Origin of the sequence: Paeniglutamicibacter sulfureus (genome assembly GCF_030512175.1) — a bacterium.
Taxonomy (GTDB): domain Bacteria; phylum Actinomycetota; class Actinomycetes; order Actinomycetales; family Micrococcaceae; genus Paeniglutamicibacter; species Paeniglutamicibacter sulfureus.
In genome coordinates this window covers 1,156,312-1,176,788 of the sequence record NZ_JAULBL010000001.1, presented here as the reverse complement: position 1 = coordinate 1,176,788, position 20,477 = coordinate 1,156,312, and the positions used below count along the sequence as shown (strand labels likewise).

21 protein-coding genes and 1 riboswitch are annotated in these 20,477 nt (G+C 65.3%); of the genes, 11 read left to right on the top strand and 10 right to left on the bottom strand.

Features of this window, described 5'->3' with window-relative positions:
- Positions 1 to 15: 15 nt before the first annotated feature.
- The 4 genes from Q2T94_RS05160 to Q2T94_RS05145 form a co-directional block, all read right to left on the bottom strand.
- A complete protein-coding gene (locus Q2T94_RS05160) occupies positions 16 to 660 on the bottom strand; it encodes a hypothetical protein (RefSeq protein WP_302263144.1) in 645 nt (214 codons plus the stop codon).
- A gap of 271 nt (positions 661 to 931) precedes the next feature.
- Entirely contained in the window at positions 932 to 2,569 is a 1,638-nt protein-coding gene (gene aceB, locus Q2T94_RS05155) for a malate synthase A (RefSeq protein WP_302263143.1), read from the bottom strand.
- Between the two features lie 142 nt (positions 2,570 to 2,711).
- Positions 2,712 to 4,013, bottom strand: coding sequence for an isocitrate lyase (aceA, locus tag Q2T94_RS05150; RefSeq protein WP_302263142.1), 1,302 nt, complete (start codon positions 4,011 to 4,013; stop codon positions 2,712 to 2,714).
- Between the two features lie 376 nt (positions 4,014 to 4,389).
- Complete coding sequence (locus Q2T94_RS05145; RefSeq protein ID WP_302263141.1) at positions 4,390 to 5,013, bottom strand: dTMP kinase; 624 nt, start codon at positions 5,011 to 5,013, stop codon at positions 4,390 to 4,392.
- Positions 5,014 to 5,284: 271 nt separating this feature from the next.
- Between Q2T94_RS05145 and Q2T94_RS05140 the strand changes: the two genes are divergently transcribed.
- The 5 genes from Q2T94_RS05140 (at position 5,285) to Q2T94_RS05120 (ending at position 11,547) form a co-directional block, all read left to right on the top strand.
- Positions 5,285 to 5,476 carry a hypothetical protein gene (locus Q2T94_RS05140; protein WP_302263140.1) on the top strand — a complete coding sequence of 64 codons (192 nt, stop codon included), beginning with the start codon at positions 5,285 to 5,287 and terminating at the stop codon, positions 5,474 to 5,476.
- Positions 5,463 to 6,986: a sensor histidine kinase gene (locus Q2T94_RS05135; protein ID WP_302263139.1), complete on the top strand. Its 1,524-nt coding sequence runs from the start codon at positions 5,463 to 5,465 to the stop codon at positions 6,984 to 6,986. Before Q2T94_RS05140 ends, Q2T94_RS05135 begins: the two co-directional genes overlap by 14 nt.
- A complete protein-coding gene (locus Q2T94_RS05130; RefSeq protein ID WP_302263138.1) occupies positions 6,983 to 8,545 on the top strand; it encodes an SLC13 family permease in 1,563 nt (520 codons plus the stop codon). The genes Q2T94_RS05135 and Q2T94_RS05130 overlap by 4 nt, the downstream gene beginning before the upstream one ends.
- A gap of 50 nt (positions 8,546 to 8,595) precedes the next feature.
- Entirely contained in the window at positions 8,596 to 9,822 is a 1,227-nt protein-coding gene (locus tag Q2T94_RS05125) for a glycerate kinase family protein (RefSeq protein ID WP_302263137.1), read from the top strand.
- A gap of 600 nt (positions 9,823 to 10,422) precedes the next feature.
- Complete coding sequence (locus tag Q2T94_RS05120) at positions 10,423 to 11,547, top strand: YkvI family membrane protein (protein ID WP_302263136.1); 1,125 nt, start codon at positions 10,423 to 10,425, stop codon at positions 11,545 to 11,547.
- A 39-nt stretch (positions 11,548 to 11,586) separates the two neighbouring features.
- Here Q2T94_RS05120 and Q2T94_RS05115 read toward each other — a convergent pair whose 3' ends face one another.
- Positions 11,587 to 11,961, bottom strand: coding sequence for a PH domain-containing protein (locus Q2T94_RS05115; protein WP_302263135.1), 375 nt, complete (start codon positions 11,959 to 11,961; stop codon positions 11,587 to 11,589).
- 49 nt (positions 11,962 to 12,010) lie between these two features.
- A complete protein-coding gene (locus Q2T94_RS05110) occupies positions 12,011 to 13,000 on the bottom strand; it encodes an ArsR/SmtB family transcription factor (protein ID WP_302263134.1) in 990 nt (329 codons plus the stop codon).
- A 93-nt stretch (positions 13,001 to 13,093) separates the two neighbouring features.
- On the opposite strand from Q2T94_RS05110, the gene Q2T94_RS05105 reads away from it, so the two are divergent.
- On the top strand, positions 13,094 to 13,324 hold the full coding sequence (locus Q2T94_RS05105) for a hypothetical protein (protein ID WP_302263133.1): 231 nt from the start codon (positions 13,094 to 13,096) through the stop codon (positions 13,322 to 13,324).
- Positions 13,325 to 13,461: 137 nt separating this feature from the next.
- The gene (locus Q2T94_RS05100; RefSeq protein WP_302263132.1) at positions 13,462 to 13,857 is read left to right on the top strand and encodes a hypothetical protein; all 396 of its coding nucleotides are present in this window, start codon (positions 13,462 to 13,464) and stop codon (positions 13,855 to 13,857) included.
- On the opposite strand, the gene Q2T94_RS05095 is transcribed toward Q2T94_RS05100, so the two are convergent.
- A complete protein-coding gene (locus tag Q2T94_RS05095) occupies positions 13,842 to 14,237 on the bottom strand; it encodes a Wadjet anti-phage system protein JetD domain-containing protein (RefSeq protein WP_302263131.1) in 396 nt (131 codons plus the stop codon). The genes Q2T94_RS05100 and Q2T94_RS05095 overlap by 16 nt on opposite strands.
- Positions 14,238 to 14,611: 374 nt before the next feature.
- On the opposite strand from Q2T94_RS05095, the gene Q2T94_RS05090 reads away from it, so the two are divergent.
- The 3 genes from Q2T94_RS05090 to cycA all read left to right on the top strand — a co-directional run bounded on the left by Q2T94_RS05090 (position 14,612) and on the right by cycA (position 16,852).
- On the top strand, positions 14,612 to 14,779 hold the full coding sequence (locus Q2T94_RS05090) for a hypothetical protein (protein WP_302263130.1): 168 nt from the start codon (positions 14,612 to 14,614) through the stop codon (positions 14,777 to 14,779).
- Positions 14,780 to 14,853: 74 nt separating this feature from the next.
- Positions 14,854 to 14,951: riboswitch (glycine riboswitch) on the top strand.
- A 158-nt stretch (positions 14,952 to 15,109) separates the two neighbouring features.
- On the top strand, positions 15,110 to 15,313 hold the full coding sequence (locus Q2T94_RS05085) for a hypothetical protein (protein ID WP_302263128.1): 204 nt from the start codon (positions 15,110 to 15,112) through the stop codon (positions 15,311 to 15,313).
- 54 nt (positions 15,314 to 15,367) lie between these two features.
- On the top strand, positions 15,368 to 16,852 hold the full coding sequence (cycA, locus tag Q2T94_RS05080) for a D-serine/D-alanine/glycine transporter (protein WP_302263126.1): 1,485 nt from the start codon (positions 15,368 to 15,370) through the stop codon (positions 16,850 to 16,852).
- Between the two features lie 88 nt (positions 16,853 to 16,940).
- On the opposite strand, the gene Q2T94_RS05075 is transcribed toward cycA, so the two are convergent.
- Together Q2T94_RS05075 and Q2T94_RS05070 are read right to left on the bottom strand one after the other, a co-directional pair.
- Complete coding sequence (locus Q2T94_RS05075) at positions 16,941 to 17,804, bottom strand: hypothetical protein (protein ID WP_302263124.1); 864 nt, start codon at positions 17,802 to 17,804, stop codon at positions 16,941 to 16,943.
- Between the two features lie 434 nt (positions 17,805 to 18,238).
- Positions 18,239 to 18,676: a 6,7-dimethyl-8-ribityllumazine synthase gene (locus tag Q2T94_RS05070; RefSeq protein WP_302263123.1), complete on the bottom strand. Its 438-nt coding sequence runs from the start codon at positions 18,674 to 18,676 to the stop codon at positions 18,239 to 18,241.
- Positions 18,677 to 18,716: 40 nt separating this feature from the next.
- Here Q2T94_RS05070 and Q2T94_RS20645 point away from each other — a divergent pair, with 40 nt between their 5' ends.
- Complete coding sequence (locus tag Q2T94_RS20645; protein ID WP_302263122.1) at positions 18,717 to 18,944, top strand: hypothetical protein; 228 nt, start codon at positions 18,717 to 18,719, stop codon at positions 18,942 to 18,944.
- Positions 18,945 to 19,378: 434 nt separating this feature from the next.
- Here Q2T94_RS20645 and Q2T94_RS05060 read toward each other — a convergent pair whose 3' ends face one another.
- Positions 19,379 to 20,416, bottom strand: coding sequence for an LLM class flavin-dependent oxidoreductase (locus Q2T94_RS05060; RefSeq protein WP_302263121.1), 1,038 nt, complete (start codon positions 20,414 to 20,416; stop codon positions 19,379 to 19,381).
- Between the last annotated feature and the right edge of the window lie 61 nt (positions 20,417 to 20,477).

Genomic DNA, 20,477 nt, shown 5'->3' with positions numbered 1-20,477 from the left:
AGCTCCGCCTAAACACTATCGGCCCAAATGCCACGAATAGGATGCATCATCCCAGTTCATGGTGGCGGTAAAGACATATCCGCTTTCGGTCTTGTCTTTGTTCGTTTCATTGACAGCAATGCACTCGAACGTTGTCGTGAGGCTGGTGAGGTCGTCAAGAGACCCGCCGCCAGTGGGCGTGCAGCTGACGCGTTTGATGGGGCCAGTCAGACTGCCCTTTTTGACACGGGCCTTGGAGTCTTTCTCGATACTGGATTCAAGTTCTGCCACATAGACCTGGCGGATTGCACGTTCTGTGTCTTCGGACGCGGCAGCTGCGGAAGCCTCCGCAGCTGCCGCTGCTTGGGCGGCCGCAAAAGCCGCGGATGAACTGGCAGCTGCGGATGACGAGGCGGCTACTTGTGAAGCCAACGCGTCTTCGGCCACCTGTTTGGCAGCCGCCTGTTGAAATACATAGATGATGCCTACAACCAAAAGTGCGACCGCGACCGCTGCGATTATGAGCACCATCATTTTTTGCGATCTAGGATTCTTCTTTTCGAAGGGCTTTCCGCAATTGGGACAGAAATTTCCAGCAGATGTGGACTGGACGCTGCAATCTTGGCAAACGCGAGTCAGAGTGGACCCGTCAACTGAATTATCTGCTTCGTGATCGTCCAATTGGATCTCCTGATTTGCTTTGCGAGTGCGTGTATTGGTCGATCCTGGGATCCCCCAATTCACATCATCCCAGCACCCATAGTCAGTTCGGGAAATGTGTATGCCAATGAATCCCAAAAGGTGGATTGTACGAATAAAAAACGATCGTCCCCGCCTGGGGCAGTTCTGCCGGTGGGGACGATCGAAGGTTATGAAGTTGTTTCTTGGTGGCGGGATCCAAGGGGTGGTCGCGTCGTTGCGCTTGCCCCCTGACCCCGCCACCGAAGACTGTTTACGCGGCGGCCGTTTCCAGGGGCTTTGCCTCTCGCAGGAAGCGGTTGTACGCCTGGACGGTGAGGAAGGTCGGGAAGTCCTCTCGCAGGGCACAGGCCTCGAAGATCTCACGGGCATCCTCGAAACGGTCGCCCTCGAAGCGGGAGAGCTTCTCGAATTCCTCCTCGGTCATGGCCTCGACCCAGGCGCGGGAAACCAATTCACCGGTGTCGGTGATGGCTGCCTGCTGGATCCACTGCCAGATCTGCGAACGCGAGATCTCCGCGGTTGCAGCATCCTCCATGAGGTTGTGGATGGCAACGGCACCATTGCCGCGCAGCCAGGCCTCCATGTAACGGATGCCCACCTCGATGTTGTTGCGGATGCCGCCCTCGGTGATCTTGCCTTCGGTGCCGGCGATGTTCAGCAGCTCCTTGTCATCCGGGGTGACGTCCTCGCGGGTCCGCTCACGCTGGTTGGGGTTCTGGCCCAGGACCGCGTCGAAGACCTCTCGGGCCACCGGAACCAGGTCCGGGTGGGCAACCCAGGAACCGTCGAAGCCGTCGTTGGCCTCGCGGGTCTTGTCTGCACGGACCTTCTCGAAGGCCATGGCGTTGATGGCCTGATCCTTGCGGTTGGGGATGAAGGCAGCCATGCCGCCGATGGCCATGGCACCGCGGCGGTGGCAGGCACGCACCAGCTGCTCGGTGTAGGAGCGCATGAACGGCGCCGTCATGGTCACCATGCCGCGATCCGGGAGCACAAAGCGCGGGCCGCGGGAACGGAAGTTCTTGATGATGGAGAAGATGTAATCCCAGCGGCCAGCGTTCAGCCCGGAGGCGTGCTCGCGCAGTTCGTAGAGGATCTCTTCCATTTCAAAGGCGGCCGTGATGGTTTCGATGAGGACGGTGGCGCGGATGGTGCCCTGCGGGATGCCAATCAGGTCCTGTGCCAGCACGAAGACGTCGTTCCAGAGGCGTGCCTCCAGGTGGTTCTCGATCTTCGGCAGGTAGAAGTACGGGCCCCTGCCCTGGGAGATCAGGCGCTGCGCATTGTGGAAGAAATGCAGTCCGAAGTCGACCAACGCACCGGAAACGGGCTTGCCGGCAACCAGGAGGTTCTTCTCCGGCAGGTGCCAGCCGCGGGGGCGGACCACGATGGTGGGCAGGTCGGTGAGCTTCTCGCCGGCCAGCTTGTATTCCTTGCCCTCGGGGGAGGTGAAATCGATGGTGCGGTCCAGCACCGCGCGCAGGTTCAGCTGCCCGTTGATGACGTTGGACCAGGTGGGGGTCGACGAGTCCTCCAGGTCCGCCAGCCAGACCTTGGCGCCGGAGTTCAGGGCGTTGATGGCCATCTTGCGGTCGGTGGGGCCGGTGATTTCCACGCGGCGGTCCTCCAGGCCGGGGGCGATGGGGGCGACCTTCCACGACTCGTCGTCGCGGATCGACTTGGTCTCGGGGCGGAACTTCGGGTCCGAGCCGTTGGCGATCCGGGCGCGGTTCAGCTGGCGGGTCTGCATGAGTTCTGCACGGCGACCGTCAAATGCCTTGTGGAGTTGGGCCAAGAAGTCCAGCGCTTGGGGCGTGAGGATCTCTTCCTGCCGGCGGACTGGGGCAGCGACCAAAGTAATACCGTTCAGGGTGATTGGATCGTTCATGGCTGTGACTCCTTCTTGAATCAAATGCTTGTGGGTGGTGGTGTGCCTGGATGCTGGTGCTCCGAGGCGGGTGCCCCGGCGGGGCCGACCGTGTGGGGTCGACCCCGCCGGTGCCGTGGGCGGGAAACCGCCCGGTGGGTGTTTAGTGGAACTGTCCGGCTTCGGTGGATCCGGCCAGGGCCAGGGTCGAGGCGTTCGGGTTCAGTACGGTGGCGATGTCGTCGAAGTAGCCGGTGCCGACCTCGCGCTGGTGCTTGGTGGCCGTGTAGCCGCGTGCCTCGGAGGCGAATTCCGCTTCCTGGAGTTCGACGTAGGCGCTCATGCCGTCACGGGCGTAGCCGTGGGCCAGGTTGAACATCGAGTGGTTCAGGGCGTGGAAGCCGGCGAGGGTGATGAACTGGAAGGTGAAGCCCATGGCGCCGAGTTCGCGCTGGAACTTGGCGATGGTTGCATCGTCCAGGTGCTTCTTCCAGTTGAAGGAAGGGGAGCAGTTGTAGGAGAGCATCTGGTCCGGGAAGTCGGTCTTGACCGCCTCGGCGAACTTGCGGGCCAGTTCCAGGTCCGGGGTGCCGGTCTCCATCCAGATGAGGTCGGAGTACGGCGCGTAGGCCTTGGCCCGGGCGATGCAGGGTTCGATGCCGTTGGTGACCTTGTAGAAGCCTTCGGCGGTGCGCTCGCCGGTGATGAACGGCTTGTCGCGGTCATCGACGTCCGAGGTGATCAGGGTTGCTGCCTCGGCGTCGGTGCGGGCGATGACAACCGACGGGGTTCCGGCGACGTCGGCTGCCAGACGGGCGGCGTTCAGGGTGCGAACGTGCTGCTGGGTCGGGATGAGGACCTTGCCGCCGAGGTGGCCGCACTTCTTCTCCGAAGCGAGCTGGTCTTCCCAGTGGACGCCCGAGGCGCCGGAGGAAATCATCGACTTCATCAGTTCGTAGGCGTTCAGCGGGCCGCCGAAGCCTGCCTCTGCGTCGGCCACGATCGGGACGAGCCAATCCTCAACGGTCTTGATGCCCTCGGCATGTTCGATCTGGTCGGCCCGAAGCAGTGCGTTGTTGATGCGGCGCACGACCTGCGGTACCGAGTTGGCCGGGTAGAGGGACTGGTCCGGGTAGGTCTGGCCCGAAAGGTTTGCATCGGCCGCGACCTGCCAACCGGAAAGGTAGATGGCTCGAAGGCCGGCCTTGACCTGCTGCACTGCCTGGTTGCCGGTCAGTGCGCCCAGGGCGTTGGTGTATCCGCCGGACGGGGCTTCCTCGGTGAGCTGCTTCCAAAGCTTCTGCGAACCGCGCTTGGCCAGCGTGTGCTCTTCCTGCACGGAGCCCTGGAGCTTCACGACGTCTGCTGCCGAGTAATCACGAGTGGTGCCGGTCCATCGCGGGTTGCTTGCCCAATCCTCTTCGATTGCAGCGATGCGGTTCTCGGTCGAATTTTGCTCGGTCATTGCCTTCTCCTTGCTGGATTGCCGGGTGCCGGGCCAGGATCGTCTTCATGATCCCGGTAGGTTGTTCCGGCGTTCTTTCTGCGTAGGAATTACATTTCCGCACTTTTCCAGAGTCAGCTAGGGGGTATCGGAAGAAAGATTTGCACTTCTTCGCGAAAGCTAAATTTGTGGCCGTCCACACATGTATTCCAGCAACAAAAGCGAAAGTGGCCTCCTCATCGGCGGCAACCGTAGAAGAAGGAAGGGATATTTGAGGGTCGACAAGAATCGGCGATCTGTGGAAGTGCACGCCGAAGGATCGCACTACGTCAGGAGCAAAGGGCCGTGCCGCTCAGCCGTCCGGGAACCGTGGCACAGATGGTGCCGAGCGCCGTGGTCAACCGTTGCTTGTCGCGGCCCGTCGCGTTGTGGCGGCTACCTGCTGCGGAGTGCCGGAACCGTCGATGATGTGCCAGCCTCTGGCCAACGCAATCTCCAGGTATGCCTCTCGCGCCGACTGCAAGTAGGAAAGTGTTTCGCTATCCTCCCCGCGCGCAACGATGCGGGCGTGGGCAATTCCGGCGGGAACATCAATCAGGATCATCGCGTCCGGCTGCGGCAGGCGGGAAAGCAGCCATGGCAACAGCACCCCCTGGGGCAGTCCGCGGACTGAACGCAGGACCAGCTGGCACGCCACGTGCCGATCCATCACGGTGGTGCCGGCGAAGCCCGATGCTCGCGCGTGGGCGAGCAGAACGTTGACAAGGCGCACGACAGATTCCAGCCGGTTAGCCCAAACCGGAGTCAAAGCGGTTCCGAATCGTTCTGCCACACGCGACATCCAACGGCGTCCGGCCGGATTGCGCAGGAGTTGGGCCGGCGTTCCCGCTTCCCGGAGTTCGGCCACCAGCGTTGTCCCGACGGTGGTCTTGCCTGCTCCATCGATGCCGAGCAACACGACGGTCCGGGCGCGCGACGGCACGACCGATGGGATATCGTCATGCCGCGGATCCGGAAGCATGGCGGTAGCCGTGGTCGAGGCTGCGGGCGTCAAAAGCAATAGTCTCCGTCGGTTGATTTGCTGGGTTCGCTATTGGGTTCAACGACGAGGCCACGCGAATCGATGCCTGCACCGGCCTGTGCGTTGTCTGTGAATGGCGCTCGCCCCGACTAGCGTGGCCCTGGACGCGTTCGGGTTGCCGGTCGTCCCCACGAAAGCTCCCGCACGGCTCTCATTTGCCTCTCACTGACCCATCATTGTCCTCTCACAAGGCATTTCTAGTGTTGGGAACATGATTCGCCGCATACTTCTCCTGCTCGTCGTCTTGGCCATTCCGGCCGGACTGGCGACCGCCAGCCAAATACTGGCCAATACCGCCAACCCGCCGTTGCCGCACCAGCACCCTATCGTGGTTGAGCTTGCCTCTCCGTCGGGACCGTCGGCCCAGGCCCCTTCCCAGGAGCGCGACCATGACCAGGACTGAAACCCATGAGCGCCAGGGCTCGGCCGTGTCGGCGCGCTGGCGCATAGTGGGCTGGATCGTGCTGACCACCGCCCTGGCACTGCTCGCTGTGACAGTGACGATGCGCTCCGTCATGTCCGGACAGGTCGCTGAGGCCGCCAACGTGGGCGTCGTGCAGGAAATCGAGGAGTTCCGCACCTTCGCCGCCGAGGGACGTGACCCCAGGACGGCCCTGCCCTTCACCTCGATGGGCGCACTGATGGAGCGCTATCTCGCCCGGCAGCAGCCGCTGGCCGGCGAGGAGATCGTCGGCGTGGCCGGCGGGACAGTGCTGGCCGCGCGGGGCGTGGCCGACGATGACGGCAGCATTTTGGTGGGCGACGCCGCCTTGGTCGAACGGATCCTCCGCGACCCCAAGACCGCCGGCGTCTATGAGAGTGCCCACGGAACGGTGCGCTGGGGCAAGGCCGAGGCCGTCGCCGCCGGTGAACCCGCAGGCACGCCGCCGGAAAGGCAGGCGCATCTGGTGGTCGCGCAGTTCACCGGGGCCGCGCAGGAGGAGGCCAACCGGCAGGCGGTCATGCTCTTCGGCGTGGCGGCGGGAGGACTGGCGCTGACCGCCGGGATCGCCTGGCTGGTGGCCCGGCAGATCACGCGCCCGATCCGGACCGTGCGGGAAACCGCCGAGTCCATCACCGCCCACGACCTCTCGGCACGCATCCCGGTGGAGGGCAGGGACGACCTGGCCCAGCTGGCCGAGACGCTCAACGCGATGCTTGACCGGGTCGAGGCCTCCCACCTGGCGCAGCGCCACTTCATCGCCGAGGCCCGCGAGCACCTCAACGAACCCCAACGCCGGGTCGCCGCGGCCCTGCACGAACTGGTCGACGAGGACCTGCCGCGTGCCGAACGCGCCCGCATCGCCTGCGGTGCCCAGAGGCTGATCGCCCGGATGGGACGCACGCTCGCGGACCTCGATGTGCTGGCCCAAAGCGGGAACCCGGGCTTTGTGAAGCCCGCCCGCGTCTCGGTTGGCGAGGTGACGGCCGATGTCGCCGCCGAGGCATCCCTGCCCGGCACCCACCCCGAACGGTACTTCCGCATCGAGGCGACCGGCAACGCCGACGCGTGGCTGGACCGGAACCGCATCGCCGATGCGGTGCGCCAACTCATCGAGAACGCCGTTGCCCACACCAAAACGGGCGACACCATCCGCATCGGTTCCTCTGTCGCCGACGGCGCCGCCAGCTTCTGGGTGGCCAATCCGGGCCCGCCGCTGGATCCAGAGCGTGCCCGGGCGCTGCTTGAAAGCTACCGCAGCGCAGAGGGCAGCGACCCCGGAATGGGCCTGGGCCTTGCCGTGGTCAAGGCGGTTGCCGAGGCACACCAGGGCACCGCCTGGGTCGAATCCGGGGACGGTTCCGGAACCCGTTTCGGGCTCTCGGTGCCGCTCGAGGCACTGGCACCCGCCAGCCGCCAGGACGACGCGTTCGCAGACAGGCTCGCCACCACCCTCGGGGAGGAATCGTGAACACCACCGACACCGCCACCGGCACCCCCGCCCGTTTCCGCTATGCAACGCCGGCGCCGGCGCCGGCGGTACTTTCCCCGGCACCCCGTCCCAAGCGCCCACGCGACAACCGCCGGCGCATCGCGGCCCTTCTCGCCGCGGCGCTGCTCGCGGCGTTCCTGATCTGGTGTGCCACAAGCACCTTCGGCCAGGCTGCCGGGACCCCGACGGCGCTGTCGGCCCAGGGCGCGCTGACGCTCGCGGTCTTCGCCGTCGCCATCTGGCTGTGGATCTTCTCGCCGGTCGGTGACACCTACGTGGCCCTCGGCGCCGCACTGGTGCTGGTGTTGATGGGAGTCCTGCCCGAAGACCAGCTTTTCTCCTCGCTGGGCGAGGACACCATCTGGCTGCTGCTGGCTGCGTTCGTGATCGCGGCCGGGATCACCGCCACGGGCCTGGCCACCCGGGCAGCGGCCTATATCGTCGCAGGTGCCCGCAGCCCCCGCCAACTGGTGCATCTGACGACCGGGGTGTTGGTCGCCACCGCGTTTGCGGTGCCTTCAACCTCCGGCCGGGCGGCCCTGGCCATCCCGGTGTTCATTGCGCTGGCCCGGGCCCTGCAGGAGCGCCGTCGGGTGGTGCTGGCGCTGTCGCTGGTCTTCCCTTCGGTCATCCTGCTCTCCGCTGTGGCCTCCTACCTGGGTGCCGGGGCTCACCTGATCACCAGCCAGATCCTCACCGCCTCCGGATACGAGGGCTTCTCCTTCGCCGGGTGGTTGCTCTACGGCCTGCCGCTGGCCTTCGTCTCCTCGCACCTGTGCGCCGAGTTGGTGCTGTGGCTCTTCACCCGGCCCGGGGACCGGCGCCTGCCGCTGGCGGTTGGCATCGAGCAGCTGCAGGAACACTCCCCGGTGCCGCTGACCGGGCCGCTGGCCGTCGGCCAGTCAAGGGCAGCCCTGCTGATCTGCGCGGTGGTGGTGCTCTGGTGCACCGAACCGCTGCACCACCTGCACCCCGCCATCGTCGCACTGCTCGGCTCCCTGCTCGTGGCCAGCCCGGGCTTCGGCTCCGTCGGCCTGACCAAGGCACTGAAAGCGGTGCCGTGGTCGATGCTCATCTTCATGGCCGCCACCCTGACCCTGGGCACCGCCCTGGTCGGGACCGGTGCCGCGCAATGGCTGGCGCTCAGCGTGCTGGGCCCGGTCGACGGGCTGGGAGCCGCGGCCCCGTGGGTGTTCACCGTGCTGGTGGTCGTCATGTCCGCAGCCGCGCACCTGGTCATCCAGTCGCGCTCGGCCCGCTCGGCGGTGCTGATCCCGCTGGTCGTCTCACTGGCCCCCGGCCTTGGCGTGAACGCCGTGGCGATCGCCTTCGCATCCACCGCCGCGGCCGGCTTCTGCCACACGCTGACCAGCAGCGCGAAACCCGTCAACCTCTTCTCCGACATCGAGGGCGTGGAGACCTACAAGCCTGCGGACCTGCTGCGGCTCAGCGCAGTGCTGGCCCCGGTCATGGTCGCCCTGGTGCTGGTCTTCGCGCTCTGTATCTGGCCCGCGATGGGCATGCCGCTCTTCCTCTAGCCACACATCCACCCCCCAATACCTTCCCCAACAGTTAAGGAACCATCATCATGTCCAACGCCCTGCCCCGCCGCATCCTGGTTGCCCCCTCCGGATTCAAGGAATCCCTCGATGCCGCAGCCGTCGCCCAGGCCATCGGCGCCGGTGTCCGCCGGGCCCTGCCCGGCGCGGTGGTCAAGGCCGTTCCGATTGCGGACGGAGGGGAAGGCACCGCCGAGACGCTCGCCTGCGCCACCGGCGGCCGGCTGGTCCCTGCCCGGGTCACCGGCCCCGTCGGGGAACCGGTCGACTCCCACTACGCCATGCTCGGCGGCGAGGCCACCGGCACCGCAGTGGTCGAAATGGCCGCCGCGGCAGGGCTTCGACTGGTTCCGCGGGACCAGCGGGATCCCGGAACCACCACGAGCCACGGGGTCGGCGAGCTCATCGTCGCTGCCATCGACGCCGGTGCGCAGAAGGTGCTCGTCGGGTGCGGCGATTCCGGGACCTCCGATGGCGGCATGGGCGCGCTGGCGGCACTCGGCGCGCGGATCCTGGACGCCGCCGGGCGCGAGGTCCCGGCCGGCGGCAACCACCTGGCGCGCGTCGACAGGATCGACATGGCCTCTCTGCACCCGGCCATCGCCGCGGGCACCGTGGAAATCACCCTTGCCCTGAACCAGCACAACGTGCTCACCGGTCCGCGCGGCGTGGCCCGCGTCTTCGGCCCGCAAAAGGGCGCCACCCCGGAACAGGTCGAGGCCATGTCTGCCGGGTTCGAACACTGGGCCGCGGTGTTGCGCCGCGATTCGCTGGACTCTGCCCGGGCCACCGATTTCGCGAACGCGCCGGGAACCGGCGCCTCCGGCGGGCTCGGTGCCGGCTTGGCCGCCGTCGGGGCGGTGCTGATGCCGCGCTTCGAGGCGATCCTGGACTCCGGACTGGCCGGGATCGACCTGGACGGGCTGCTGCGCGGGGCCGACTTGGTCATCACCGCCGAAGGCGCCATCGACTTCCAGACTCCCCGGGGCAAGGTTCCCGCGGAGGTCGCGCGCCGCGCGTCCCTGCACGGGGTGCCCGTGGTGGCGCTGGCCGGGACGCTGGGCAAGGGCTGCCGCGACGTGCACGACATCGGGATCGATGCCATCGCCTCGATTGTCCCGATCCCGATGACCTTGGAGGAAGCGGTGGAGGACGGGGAACGCCTGCTCATCGAGGCCGCGGAGCGCTTCATGCGCACCATCATCCTGGGTGCCTCGATGGCGGCGGCCCGGCTGAGCCCGCGCGACGCCTGGTAGCGCGGCGCCGGCGGGCCGGCAGTCGACAGGCTGGGGCATCCGCCACCAAACACGAAGATGTCCGCCCGCGATCCAAAGACTGTTGCTGCACTTCGCCGGACCCGGGACAAGGTTATTCCAAGACCTAGCCGCCGCCCGGATTGCATGCAAGGCGCGCACCAAATTGCCGGACACGGCCATCGAGGTCGTCGTCCGGGGTCCCTGCGTCGCCCAGCTGTCCGCCGTCCCGCACCTGAACTCGGATGTTGCCCCGCTGGCGGCCGAAGGGGGCATCGAGGTCTGCGCCTGCCAAAACAGCATGCGTGTGGCCGGGATCGAGGAAGCCGCGCTCGCGCCGGGCGTGCGCCCGGAGCCAGCCGCGGTCGCCTACTTGGCCAGCGGGCGGTTCGCGGGGGCCGCCTACCTGAGAATCCGACGATTCTCGTGCTCCGCGGTGCTCCCCGTTTCCGGGAAGGCTCCGCCGCGACCCTGTGACCCGCGTCATCTTTCAAAAAGTTGTTGACTGGATCACATATCAAACATATCGTTCGTGGGGTATTGATATATCAGGAGTTGACGTGCGTGCACCGGCGTCGGTTACTTTCGGGAGAAGTACAAGGTATGGCACAGAAGGCATTCACCAGGGCGCACTTGGACACTGTCGAGAAGGTGAGCGTCCTGCGCGTTCTCACCTACGCCGGTGCAATCATCGCGTTCCTCATTGGTTCCGGTTTCGCCACCGGCCAGGAAATCCTGCAGTACTTCACGTCCTACGGTTACTGGGGGGTCTTCGGCACCGGGCTGTTGGTCCTGGTGCTCATGACATATGTTGCCGTCGAATTCTTCGTGGTCGGCCAGGCGAAGAAATTCGAGCGGCCCTCGATGATCTTCCACTACTACTGCGGCAAGCACCTGGGGACATTCTTTGACTTCTTCTCCATCCTGTTCGTCTTCCTGAGCTTCACGGTGATGGTCGCCGGAGCGGGGGCCGTCTTCGAGGAGCACTACGGGCTCTCGCGCTACGCCGGCGGCATCGGACTGGCGGTGGTCGTCGGCATCAGCGTCTGGTTCGGGCTCAAGTCGCTGGTCGACGTCATCGGCAAGATCGGCCCGCTGATCGTCGTGGTTGCGATCGCACTGGGGCTGTTGGGGATCCTCCGGAACCCGGGCGGGATCGCCGAGGGCAATGCACTGCTGGCCGGGATGGAGCTGACGCAGGCCTCCACGAACTGGTTCATGGCGGGCCTGTCCTACGTCGGCTTCTGCATGCTGTGGCTCGCCGCCTTCCTGACGGCGCTTGGCAAGACCGCCCGCAGCCGCAAGGAGGCTTCCTCCGGCGCGCTGGCGGGATCGATCGCCTTCTCGGTGGCTTGCATCGTCGTCGGGCTCGGACTCCTCGCCAACATCGCCAAGGTCGGCGGGACCGAGATCCCGATGCTCGTGCTGGCCAGCGACGTGAGCCCGGTGCTTGCCGCCGGGATCTCCGTGATGATCCTTGCGGGCATCTACACGACGGCGGTGCCGCTGCTGTGGACCGTCTCCTCGCGTTTCTTCGCCGACAAGACGCCCCGATTCAAGTACCTGACCATCGCGCTGGCCGTCGCCGGGACCGTCATTGGCCTGGTCCTGCCGTTCTCCCAGATGGTCAACATCGTCTATGTCATCAACGGCTACGTGGGAATCCTGTTGCTGGTCCTGATGCTGGTCAAGACCGGCACGCGGCTCATCCGGCGCCAATCCCTCTGAGGATGCATGACCGGCCGCGTTCGGTCGGGACGTGCGGCGCTACAGGACGTAGGATCCGATGAGTTGCGAGAGCGCACGCACATCGACCTTGCCCTTGAATTCAAGGCGGACCTTGCCCAGGGAGCTGAACCACAGGTCCAGCTCGGCATCGAGGTCGAAGGTGCCTGCGGTCTCCACGGAGAATGCCTGGATCTTGGAATACGGCAATGACGTGTAATCGCGCTTCTTGCCCGTCAGGCCCTGGATGTTCACCGCGATGAGCCGCTTGTTGGTGAAGACCACGTAGTCGCGCGCGCCCTTGAACGCGGCGAGCAGCTCCTCGCCCTGGACAAAGAGGGGCGTGACTTCCCCCGCCACGTCATCCGGGTTGCACGGGCTGAGCTTGAACACGGAGGCATTGTTGAAATCAATCATGCCCCGACCCTACCCAAGAGCGGGGACAATAACGCGGGCTGTCGCGGGGTTAAGCGCGGGCCAGCAGGTCCTCGCCCAGGTCGGCACGCCGGTAGTAGACCTCGCGGCCCGCGCGGATGGTGTCAGTCAGGCCCGAGGCCGCCATCACCTTCAGATGCCCGTTGACGGTTCCCGCCGCCAGCTCCAGGGCGCAGGCCAATTGCGTGGTGGTCATGGGCAAGTCGAGCTGGGCCAGGATCTGCGCCCGGGTGTGCCCGAGCAGCTGGGCCACCGGGGAGTCCTTGACCTCCCGGGTGTTTTCCCACAGCCGGCCGACTCCGCGCGGGGCATAGGTCAGCGTGGGGACAAACGGATCCACGTCCAGGACCAGGGTGCGTGGCCAGACGAAGGCGCTGGGAACAAGGATCAGCCCGTTGCCCGGGGCCGCATGGTGCGAACCGTCGCAATGGGCGGTGACCTCAATGCCGTCCCCGGTCAGCCGGACGTTGGGGTGCAGGGTGTTGAAGACCTGGTGGATGCCGTGTTCGGCCAGCAAGGCCAGCCGGTAGTCCAGGTCGGCCAGAAGCATGGCCCGCAGCCGCGGCCAAAACGGTTCGACCGCGGTTTGCCAGTACCAGCGCAGGGCAGAAACCACGCGCGGTATCCCGGATTCCGGGTCCTCGAGGATTGCCTGCACCTCCCTCACCCGGCTCCCCTCCAGCCCTGTGGAGAACAGGTAGTCGAGGTCGCGAACCCACAATTCCGGCGGGACGGCGCCGACCGCGGCGAGCCCCGCCTCGAAGGTGTCCTGCCGGAGGGGAGTGGGGGTCAGTGAATCGGCGATATACCCGGTGGGGCGGATCAAGGTGGTCAGCAGCCGCAAGTGGTCCTGTTTCCGCGGGTCACCGGAGGCGAGTATGCGCGTGGTGGCATCGGTGATCCACGGGCGGTGCATCCGGGTGCCCAACTGGAGGGCGCGGACGCTGGTGACCGTTTCCCACAGGGGCGAGACGGTGAATCGCACCCGGGTCAGGTCCTCCGAGGTCAAGCTGATCCGCATGCAAGACAGTCTAGGCCGGCAACGGGGTCGGCGTAAGGATTCGGAAATAGCCGAATGGTGGCTGTGCGGCCTCCCTGGCTGCAGGCTTGATGCATGAGCATTTCAACCGAGATATTCACCGACCATCCAGCCATCGTCAACCCCGACAAGGCGCGCCACGTGGCCCGAAAGCGGACAACACGGGCAGCTGCCCACGCCGCCCTGAGGCGCAGTCGCCTGGCCCGCGTCCTCCTGGAGACCTCGCCGGAGCAGGCGAAGCTGCTGCGGGAGAACCGCGAGCGTGCCTGGCTCGAGCTCGCCGGGGTCGTGGCCGGACGGATCTGAGCCATCCTTGGCCCTCTGGCCGTTCACCCTCGAACGAATGGCCATGGTCGCCTCGACGCCCCCTACCGAGGCCCACCGGCGTCGACTAGTCTGGCTTCGCGGGCGCCATTTCCCCGTTCGCCGAACAAGGAGGAAAGATGCCAACCATCGACTGGGACTCCGTCCCCGTGGCCGACCCGCCGCCCGGTGCGGTGGAGGTGCCCCGCAGCGGCTTTGGCTTCCTCGCCGTCGCAGGAATACTGGAGCTCGGCGTGCCGCACGTCATCTACCGCCTGCCGCGCGAAGACCGGCTTGATCCGACTGCGGGTTCCGCCGGCAACCCGATCTCCGTTTTCCTGAACGAAGCCGGTCTCAACTGCCCGCCCGACCCGCTGGCCCATTGCTGGTTCATCGTGCCTCCGCCCTCCATGCCCACCGAGGGTTTTTGGGACGCGCTGGAGGAAGCCGAGCCGCTGCGCACCGCGGGGTCGGATCCGCTCGAGCGCCGACACGGACTGCACGAAGCGCTACGGGTCCTTTACTCCAACAGCTGAGTTTCGGGCGTGTTCCCAGGCCCTGCCACCGTTCGTTCGGCGGATCCGGCAGCACGCGAGAGTGTTGCCACGGCGCGCTCCCACGGAATCCTTTCCTGTTCCAGCCGGGTGTTGCCCCGTTCGGCGAGGACCTGGAGCGTTTCGAGCTCGGCGGCGGTGAGGTAGACCAGCCGGGCGGTGGACGGGACGGGTTCCATTACACACAGGTCCGCATAGGCGTCAAGGGTTTGGATGTCCATCAGGACGCTGCGGGCTGTGACGCCATGGGAGCGCAGCCGGTTCAGGATCGCGAATCCGTGGCTGTCCAGATCGCCCCAGTAGATCACCTGGGCCGTCGGAGACGAAGCATAGAAATCCCGACTTGATGAGATCAGCAGCATTGACAAGTCCCTAATCGCCCATCCGGCGACCACCGCCCATCGCGCCATGGGGCCGGAGGGGTGTGCGGCCATCGGGCTGGAAACGGCCGATGACCTCCTGGGGGACGTGGGCGCTGCCCTGGGCAGCTGAGCAGGCAAGGCCACGATGGCGTTTCGGATGCGGCAGGCAGGCAACACAAGGTTCCGGCCGCCGGCCGGAGGGGACGGAGCTGGCGTCAACCGCAGCTGACCCTCTTGCGTCCGACCACGTGAAACTGGACTTCTCGATGGCAGTCGTCGTGTGAAACCCGCGCGAAACACGTACTGGATGACCGTTACAGGGTGGAAACAGCGACGAAAACCGCTGGGCAATCCGGGTTGCTAGCGTGGCACCCATGACGCAGACCAAGCCCCCCGCAGCACCCGAACCCGCCGTTGCACAGGACGCAGCCATCAAGGAGTCCCTCGAGGGCCGCACCCACTGCCTCGCCCGCGAATATGACGAGTCCCCGTTGGAGGATCCGCTCCACGTCAGAATGACATTTTTCGACCCTGCGCTGTAATGAAACGTTCTGCGGTTTGCTCCACAGGAAAACTTTCGCGTAGATTGTGACAGTAGTCACAAGAAAATCGCCGTCGGCACGTGGCGGGAGAGTCCCGCCCAAACCATGGGCGGGCGCCGTAGGAGCAATTCCTCCCCAGGAAACTCTCAGGCCCCCGTACCGCCACGAAGAGGCGAATCTGGAAAGCAGCACGACGAAGTTTCGTGCTCACCGAAGGAGCAAGTCCCTCACCCATTGCGGGCAGGGATGGAAACTCTCAGGTCAGTAAACAGATTGGGGAGGAACCAAGAACAGCACGGCACCGTCCGTGCACGATTCGGGAGTTCCCCCATGACGCTCGCCACCCACGCCACTGCCCGGTTGCCCCTTGACGCGCCTTCCGGCCAGCTTCTCGATCCTGTCTTGCGGGATCAGGAGTTTGCCGCCCGCGACGATGTGCTCTCCTGCAAGCGCAACGGCCTGGGAATGAGCGCCGCGGAGAACGACGCGACACACGCGACCGAAGACTTGGCCCCACTCGGCGACGGGCACTAGGGAATCACCATGGCGCGTCACCGAAGCACCACCATCCACTTGGAAGGCAACAGCATGAGCAACAACAGTTCCGAGCCCCACCTCGAGCGCGGGCTCTCCAACCGCCACATCCAGCTAATCGCGATCGGCGGTGCCATCGGCACCGGCCTGTTCATGGGCTCCGGCAAGACCATTGCGGTCGCCGGCCCCTCCGTGATCTTTGTGTACATGATTATCGGCTTCATGCTCTTCTTCGTGATGCGTGCGATGGGCGAACTGCTGCTGAGCAACACCAATTACAAGAACTTCTCCGACTTCGCCGGGGACATCCTGGGCCCCTGGGCGGCATTCTTCACGGGCTGGACCTACTGGTTCTGCTGGGTGGTCACAGGCATCGCCGACGTCGTGGCGATTTCCCACTACGTGGCGTACTGGTGGAAGGACCTGCCGCTCTGGATTCCGGCCGTGGTCTGCATCCTGCTGCTGGTGGCCTTGAACCTGCCAAGCGTGAAGAACTTCGGCGAGACCGAGTTCTGGTTCGCCCTGGTCAAGATCGTCGCCATCGGCGCATTGATCGTTGTCGGCCTGGTCATGATCATCACCGGCTTCGAGAACAACGGCGCCACCGCCTCCTTCGCAAACCTCTGGAACGACGGCGGGATGTTCCCGACCGGCTTCATGGGCTTCGTCGCCGGCTTCCAGATCGCAGTGTTCGCGTTCGTCGGCATCGAGCTGGTGGGCACCACCGCCGCCGAGACCAAGGACCCGGAAAAGACCCTGCCCAAGGCGATCAATTCCATCCCGGTCCGCATCCTCTTCTTCTACGTTGGTGCGCTGGTTATTCTCATGGCCGTCCAGCCATGGAAGCTGTTCAGCGCCGAGGAATCCCCGTTTGTGGGCATGTTCGCGATGGCCGGCCTGGTGGGTGCCGCCGGCATCATCAACTTCGTGGTGCTGACCTCGGCCACCTCCAGCGCGAACTCCGGGATCTACTCGACCTCCCGCATGATCCACGGCCTGGCAGAGGAAGGCGACGCGCCCAAGGGCTTCGCCAAGCTCTCGAGGACCAAGGTCCCGCGCAATGCACTGCTATTCTCCTGCATGTTCCTGCTCGCCGGCGTGGCACTGCTCTACGCCGAGGGCGGCGTGGCCGAGGCCTTCACACTGGTCACCACCATTTCGGCACTGTGCTTCATGTTCGTCTGGTCGATCATCCTGATCAGCTACCTGGTCTACCGCAAGCGCCGCCCGCAGCTGCACGCGGCCAGCAAGTTCAAGATGCCCGGCGGAACCTTCATGCCCTACGTGGTCCTGGCCTTCTTCGGTTTCATCCTCTGGGCGCTGACCACCCAGGCCGACACCATGGCCGCACTGCTCTTCACCCCGATCTGGTTCGTGGCACTGGGCATCGGCTACGCGATCCTGCGCAGCAAGCCGCAGCACGCCGAGCTGCGTGCCATGCACGGAGCCAAGGTCGCCCAGGAGCGCATGCTCGCCGCGTCGTTCAACGCCGGCGTCGTCGTCGACGAGGCGGAGCTGAAGGAACCGGCCGCGAAGTAACTCCGCGCAGCAACAATACGGTGCCAACTGGCGCCCCGGAATCCGGTACGACGTCGGGGCCGCTTCCCTTGGGGAGGCGGCCCCGACGTCATGTCGCCGTGTGCCGCCCGCGGCCGGTGCGAAGCGCAGTCTCCGGGTTCCAGGTCCGTTTGGTCTCGAGATACCAGAAGTAGACAAAGAGCGCGATTTCGTACCATTCGACCAGGAAGAGGGCCTGCTTGACCCCGATGGCCGTCAGGACCAGCCACGCAACGACGCCCAAAAGCATCAGGACCAACAGCCCGGCGTAGTGGGGTGCCCGCCCGCCGCTGGTGTCGGTGGCGCTGAGCCGGCCACTGCCCAGATGGCTGGCGATCGCGATGCCCATGCTGCTGATAAGCAGCAGCGCGGCCGCCACATGGACGCCGGCAAACTCCGTGCCCTCGATCGTCCGCCACACCAGCAGCACCAGGAACCCGACCAGCAGCACGGAGCTTGCAACGGTCAGCACGCGGGTCCACGTGCTCTGCAGCAAGGCCCGGGGAGCCCAGTTCATGGTCTTGAAATCGAGCCAGACGAAGGCCGTGGCCACGACAAGCAGGGCCAGCACGGAGACCTGGATGGAATGGACCAGCTTTTGCGCTGCGGCGGCATCGAGGTTCGCGAGCGTCTCGCCCAGCTTGGTGGGAACGAGGGCAACGAACATCGCGTAGAAGCCGGCGAGGTTCAGCGCGTAGTCCTCCAGCGGGGGACCCTTGTAGACCACCAACAGCACGCCGATGGCCACCAGCATCGCCACGAACAGGTCCCTGGCGGGGCCGAGGTAGTAGGAACTGATGGAATCCTCGATCGTACCGGTCAAGATTCCGTAGACGACGATGGCGACCAGCAGCAGTAGCGGAATGACCAGCAGCATCAGCCTCACATAGCGCAATGTGTCCCGGCCCTGGTGCTCGTCCGTAATTGTGTGCATGCCTGATTGTGCAACAGCAATGGCCATCTGGCTAGGACATATCGATGCCCTGGGAGAGTGTGTCGAATCGGGAAATGCGGCGGCGCCACCCCCAGCGCGCAGGCGTGCCGGCTCCCGCCGAGGACCGGGATCGACGGCGGGAACCGGGCGGCAAGGGGGCTGGCCGTGCCCGCGGGATCAGCGCCAGCCAACTCGTCGGGTTCCCCGGCGTAGGGCTTGCCGGACTCGTCGTCCTATGAACGTGGAGCTTTGCGAGTTCACGCCCAATTTCGCGGCCCAGACGGCGGTCGCGTTGCATTCGGAGCCCAAGTAAATGCGCTGGCGCAGACGCCCTGAGTGACGACGGCGGGGCCGGACCTTAAGCGATTTGCTTTATCGTTCTACGTAAAGCGTCCGAGCCTATCTTGATATCGAAGAGATTCGGGCCGCCAATACTAGACTGCGAGTTCTGCGACGGCACGTACTGCGCGAGCGGCTTCGCCGCCTTTTTTCAAGAAATGCTCGAAGTAGAACTTTTCGTGGTCGGGTGTGGAGTGGAAATGGTGCGGTGTCAGACTCACGGAGAATGTCGGCACGTTCGTGTCAAGCTGCACGCGCATGAGGCCTTCGACCACTGCCTGGGCGACGAAATCATGCCGGTAGATTCCGCCATCGACAACGAGCGCCGCCGCGACAACGGCGTCGTACTTGCCCGAATCAGCCAGACGCTTGGCCTGCAGCGGCATTTCGAAGGCTCCGGGCACGGTAACGACATGGATCGTGTGGGACTGGCCCGATGTTTCCATGTCCTGCTTGAATCCGATCAGGCTCTGGTCCACTATGTCGGAATGCCAGCCGGCCTTGATGAATGCGACGTGCAGCTGCTTGCTCATGGTTCTCCTGTGTCAGATTTTGGGATTCGAAAAATGCTAGGTGTTCTCAGTCAGGGACAACTTCGTCGAGCCGCGCGCGGGCCGTCGCGAGATCCGCGATCAGGACGTTGATCCAGCCGTTACTCACGGCCCCGGATATCGCCATAAGCTTCCGGGAGCCGTCGCCGATACCGAGGACGCGGGGAACGGAGCGACGTCCGCCGCCTCCTTGAGCGACCTGGACACACTGGACTGGGACTTGCCAGGCGTCGAAGCGATCGCCGGTTGACGCATGCTCTGCCCGTGGTGCCTATGAGCTACTTTGGTCAGCAACCGCAACCGTTCGAGGCTCTGCCGGCCACCCAGGCTGCGGGAGACTTCGTTCATGAATCCATCCTAGGTGAGCAATTTTCATTCGAAGCAATTGCAAGTCATTCCGTCGAACGTTTCCCCGAATCCTCGGGATGCCGGCTGGTGGCTACCGGCGAAAGCCTATTCCCGTTCCAATGGACTAGGAATTTTCCTGGCCACGCTCGCACAGCCAACGAACGCTGTTGTCGGTCCGCAGGTTAAGGCGTCTATCCATTGGCCATGCGATCGACAATGCCCATCCGCGCACCTTGGGGCCAGCGGTTTCCTTGGCACGCAATGCCGGTTTGGCGGGCAACGCCGTCTCCGTGCTCCCGGGTGGGAACACGGAAACGGCCTTGGATTGGCATGGGATCAGCGCCAGCCGAGCAACGGCGCCACGTGCGTCAGGATCGATTCGATGACGTGCGCGTTGTACTCGACGCCGAGCTGGTTCGGGACAGTGAGCAGCAGGGTGTCTGAGGCGGCGATCGCCTCGTCCTCGGCCAGCTTCTTGGCCAGCTCGTCGGGTTCCCCGGCGTAGGACTTGCCGAAGACCGCGCGGGTCTTGGCATCGATGTTGCCCACCTGGTCGGAGCTGTAGCGGTCGCGGCCGAAGTACTGCCAGTCGCGTTCGTCAGTCAGCGCAAAGATGCTGCGGCTGACAGAGACGCGCGGCTCCCGCGTGTGGCCCGCTTCCTTCCAGGCCTGCCGGTAGAGCTCGATCTGCTCGGCCTGCTGGACATGGAAGGGCTTGCCGGACTCGTCGTCCTTGAGCGTGGAACTTTGCAGGTTCATGCCGAGCTTTGCCGCCCAGACGGCCGTGGCGTTGGAGCCGGAGCCCCACCAGATGCGCTCGCGCAGTCCTTCGGAGTGCGGCTCCACGCGCAGCAGGCCCGGAGGGTTCGGGAACATCGGGTTCGGGCTCGGTTCTGCGAAGCCCTCGCCCGTGAGCACCTCGAGCAGGCGTTCGGTGTGCCGGCGGCCCATCTCGGAGTCAGACTCGCCCTCTGCAGGGGAGAAGCCGAAGTGGCGCCACCCGTCGATGACCTGCTCGGGTGAACCACGGCTAATGCCCAGCTGCAACCGGCCACCGGAGATGAGGTCGGCCGCGCCGGCATCCTCAGCCATGTAGAGCGGGTTCTCGTAGCGCATGTCGATCACGCCGGTGCCGATCTCGATGCGGCTGGTCCGCGCGCCGATTGCGGCCAGCAGCGGGAACGGGGAGGCATGTTGCTGGGCGAAGTGGTGGACGCGGAAGTACGCGCCGTCCGCGCCGAGCTCTTCGGCCGCGACCGCGAGGTCGATGGCCTGTAGCAGCGAGTCCGACGCACTGCGCGTGCCGGACTGCGGGTGGTCGGTCCAGTGGCCGAATGACAGGAATCCGATGTTCTTCACACCCGTTGCCAACATGGCGGCGGTGGTTCCTATTCCTTGGGGCCGCGACGGGGGCGGGTTCAGCGCCGGCCTTGTC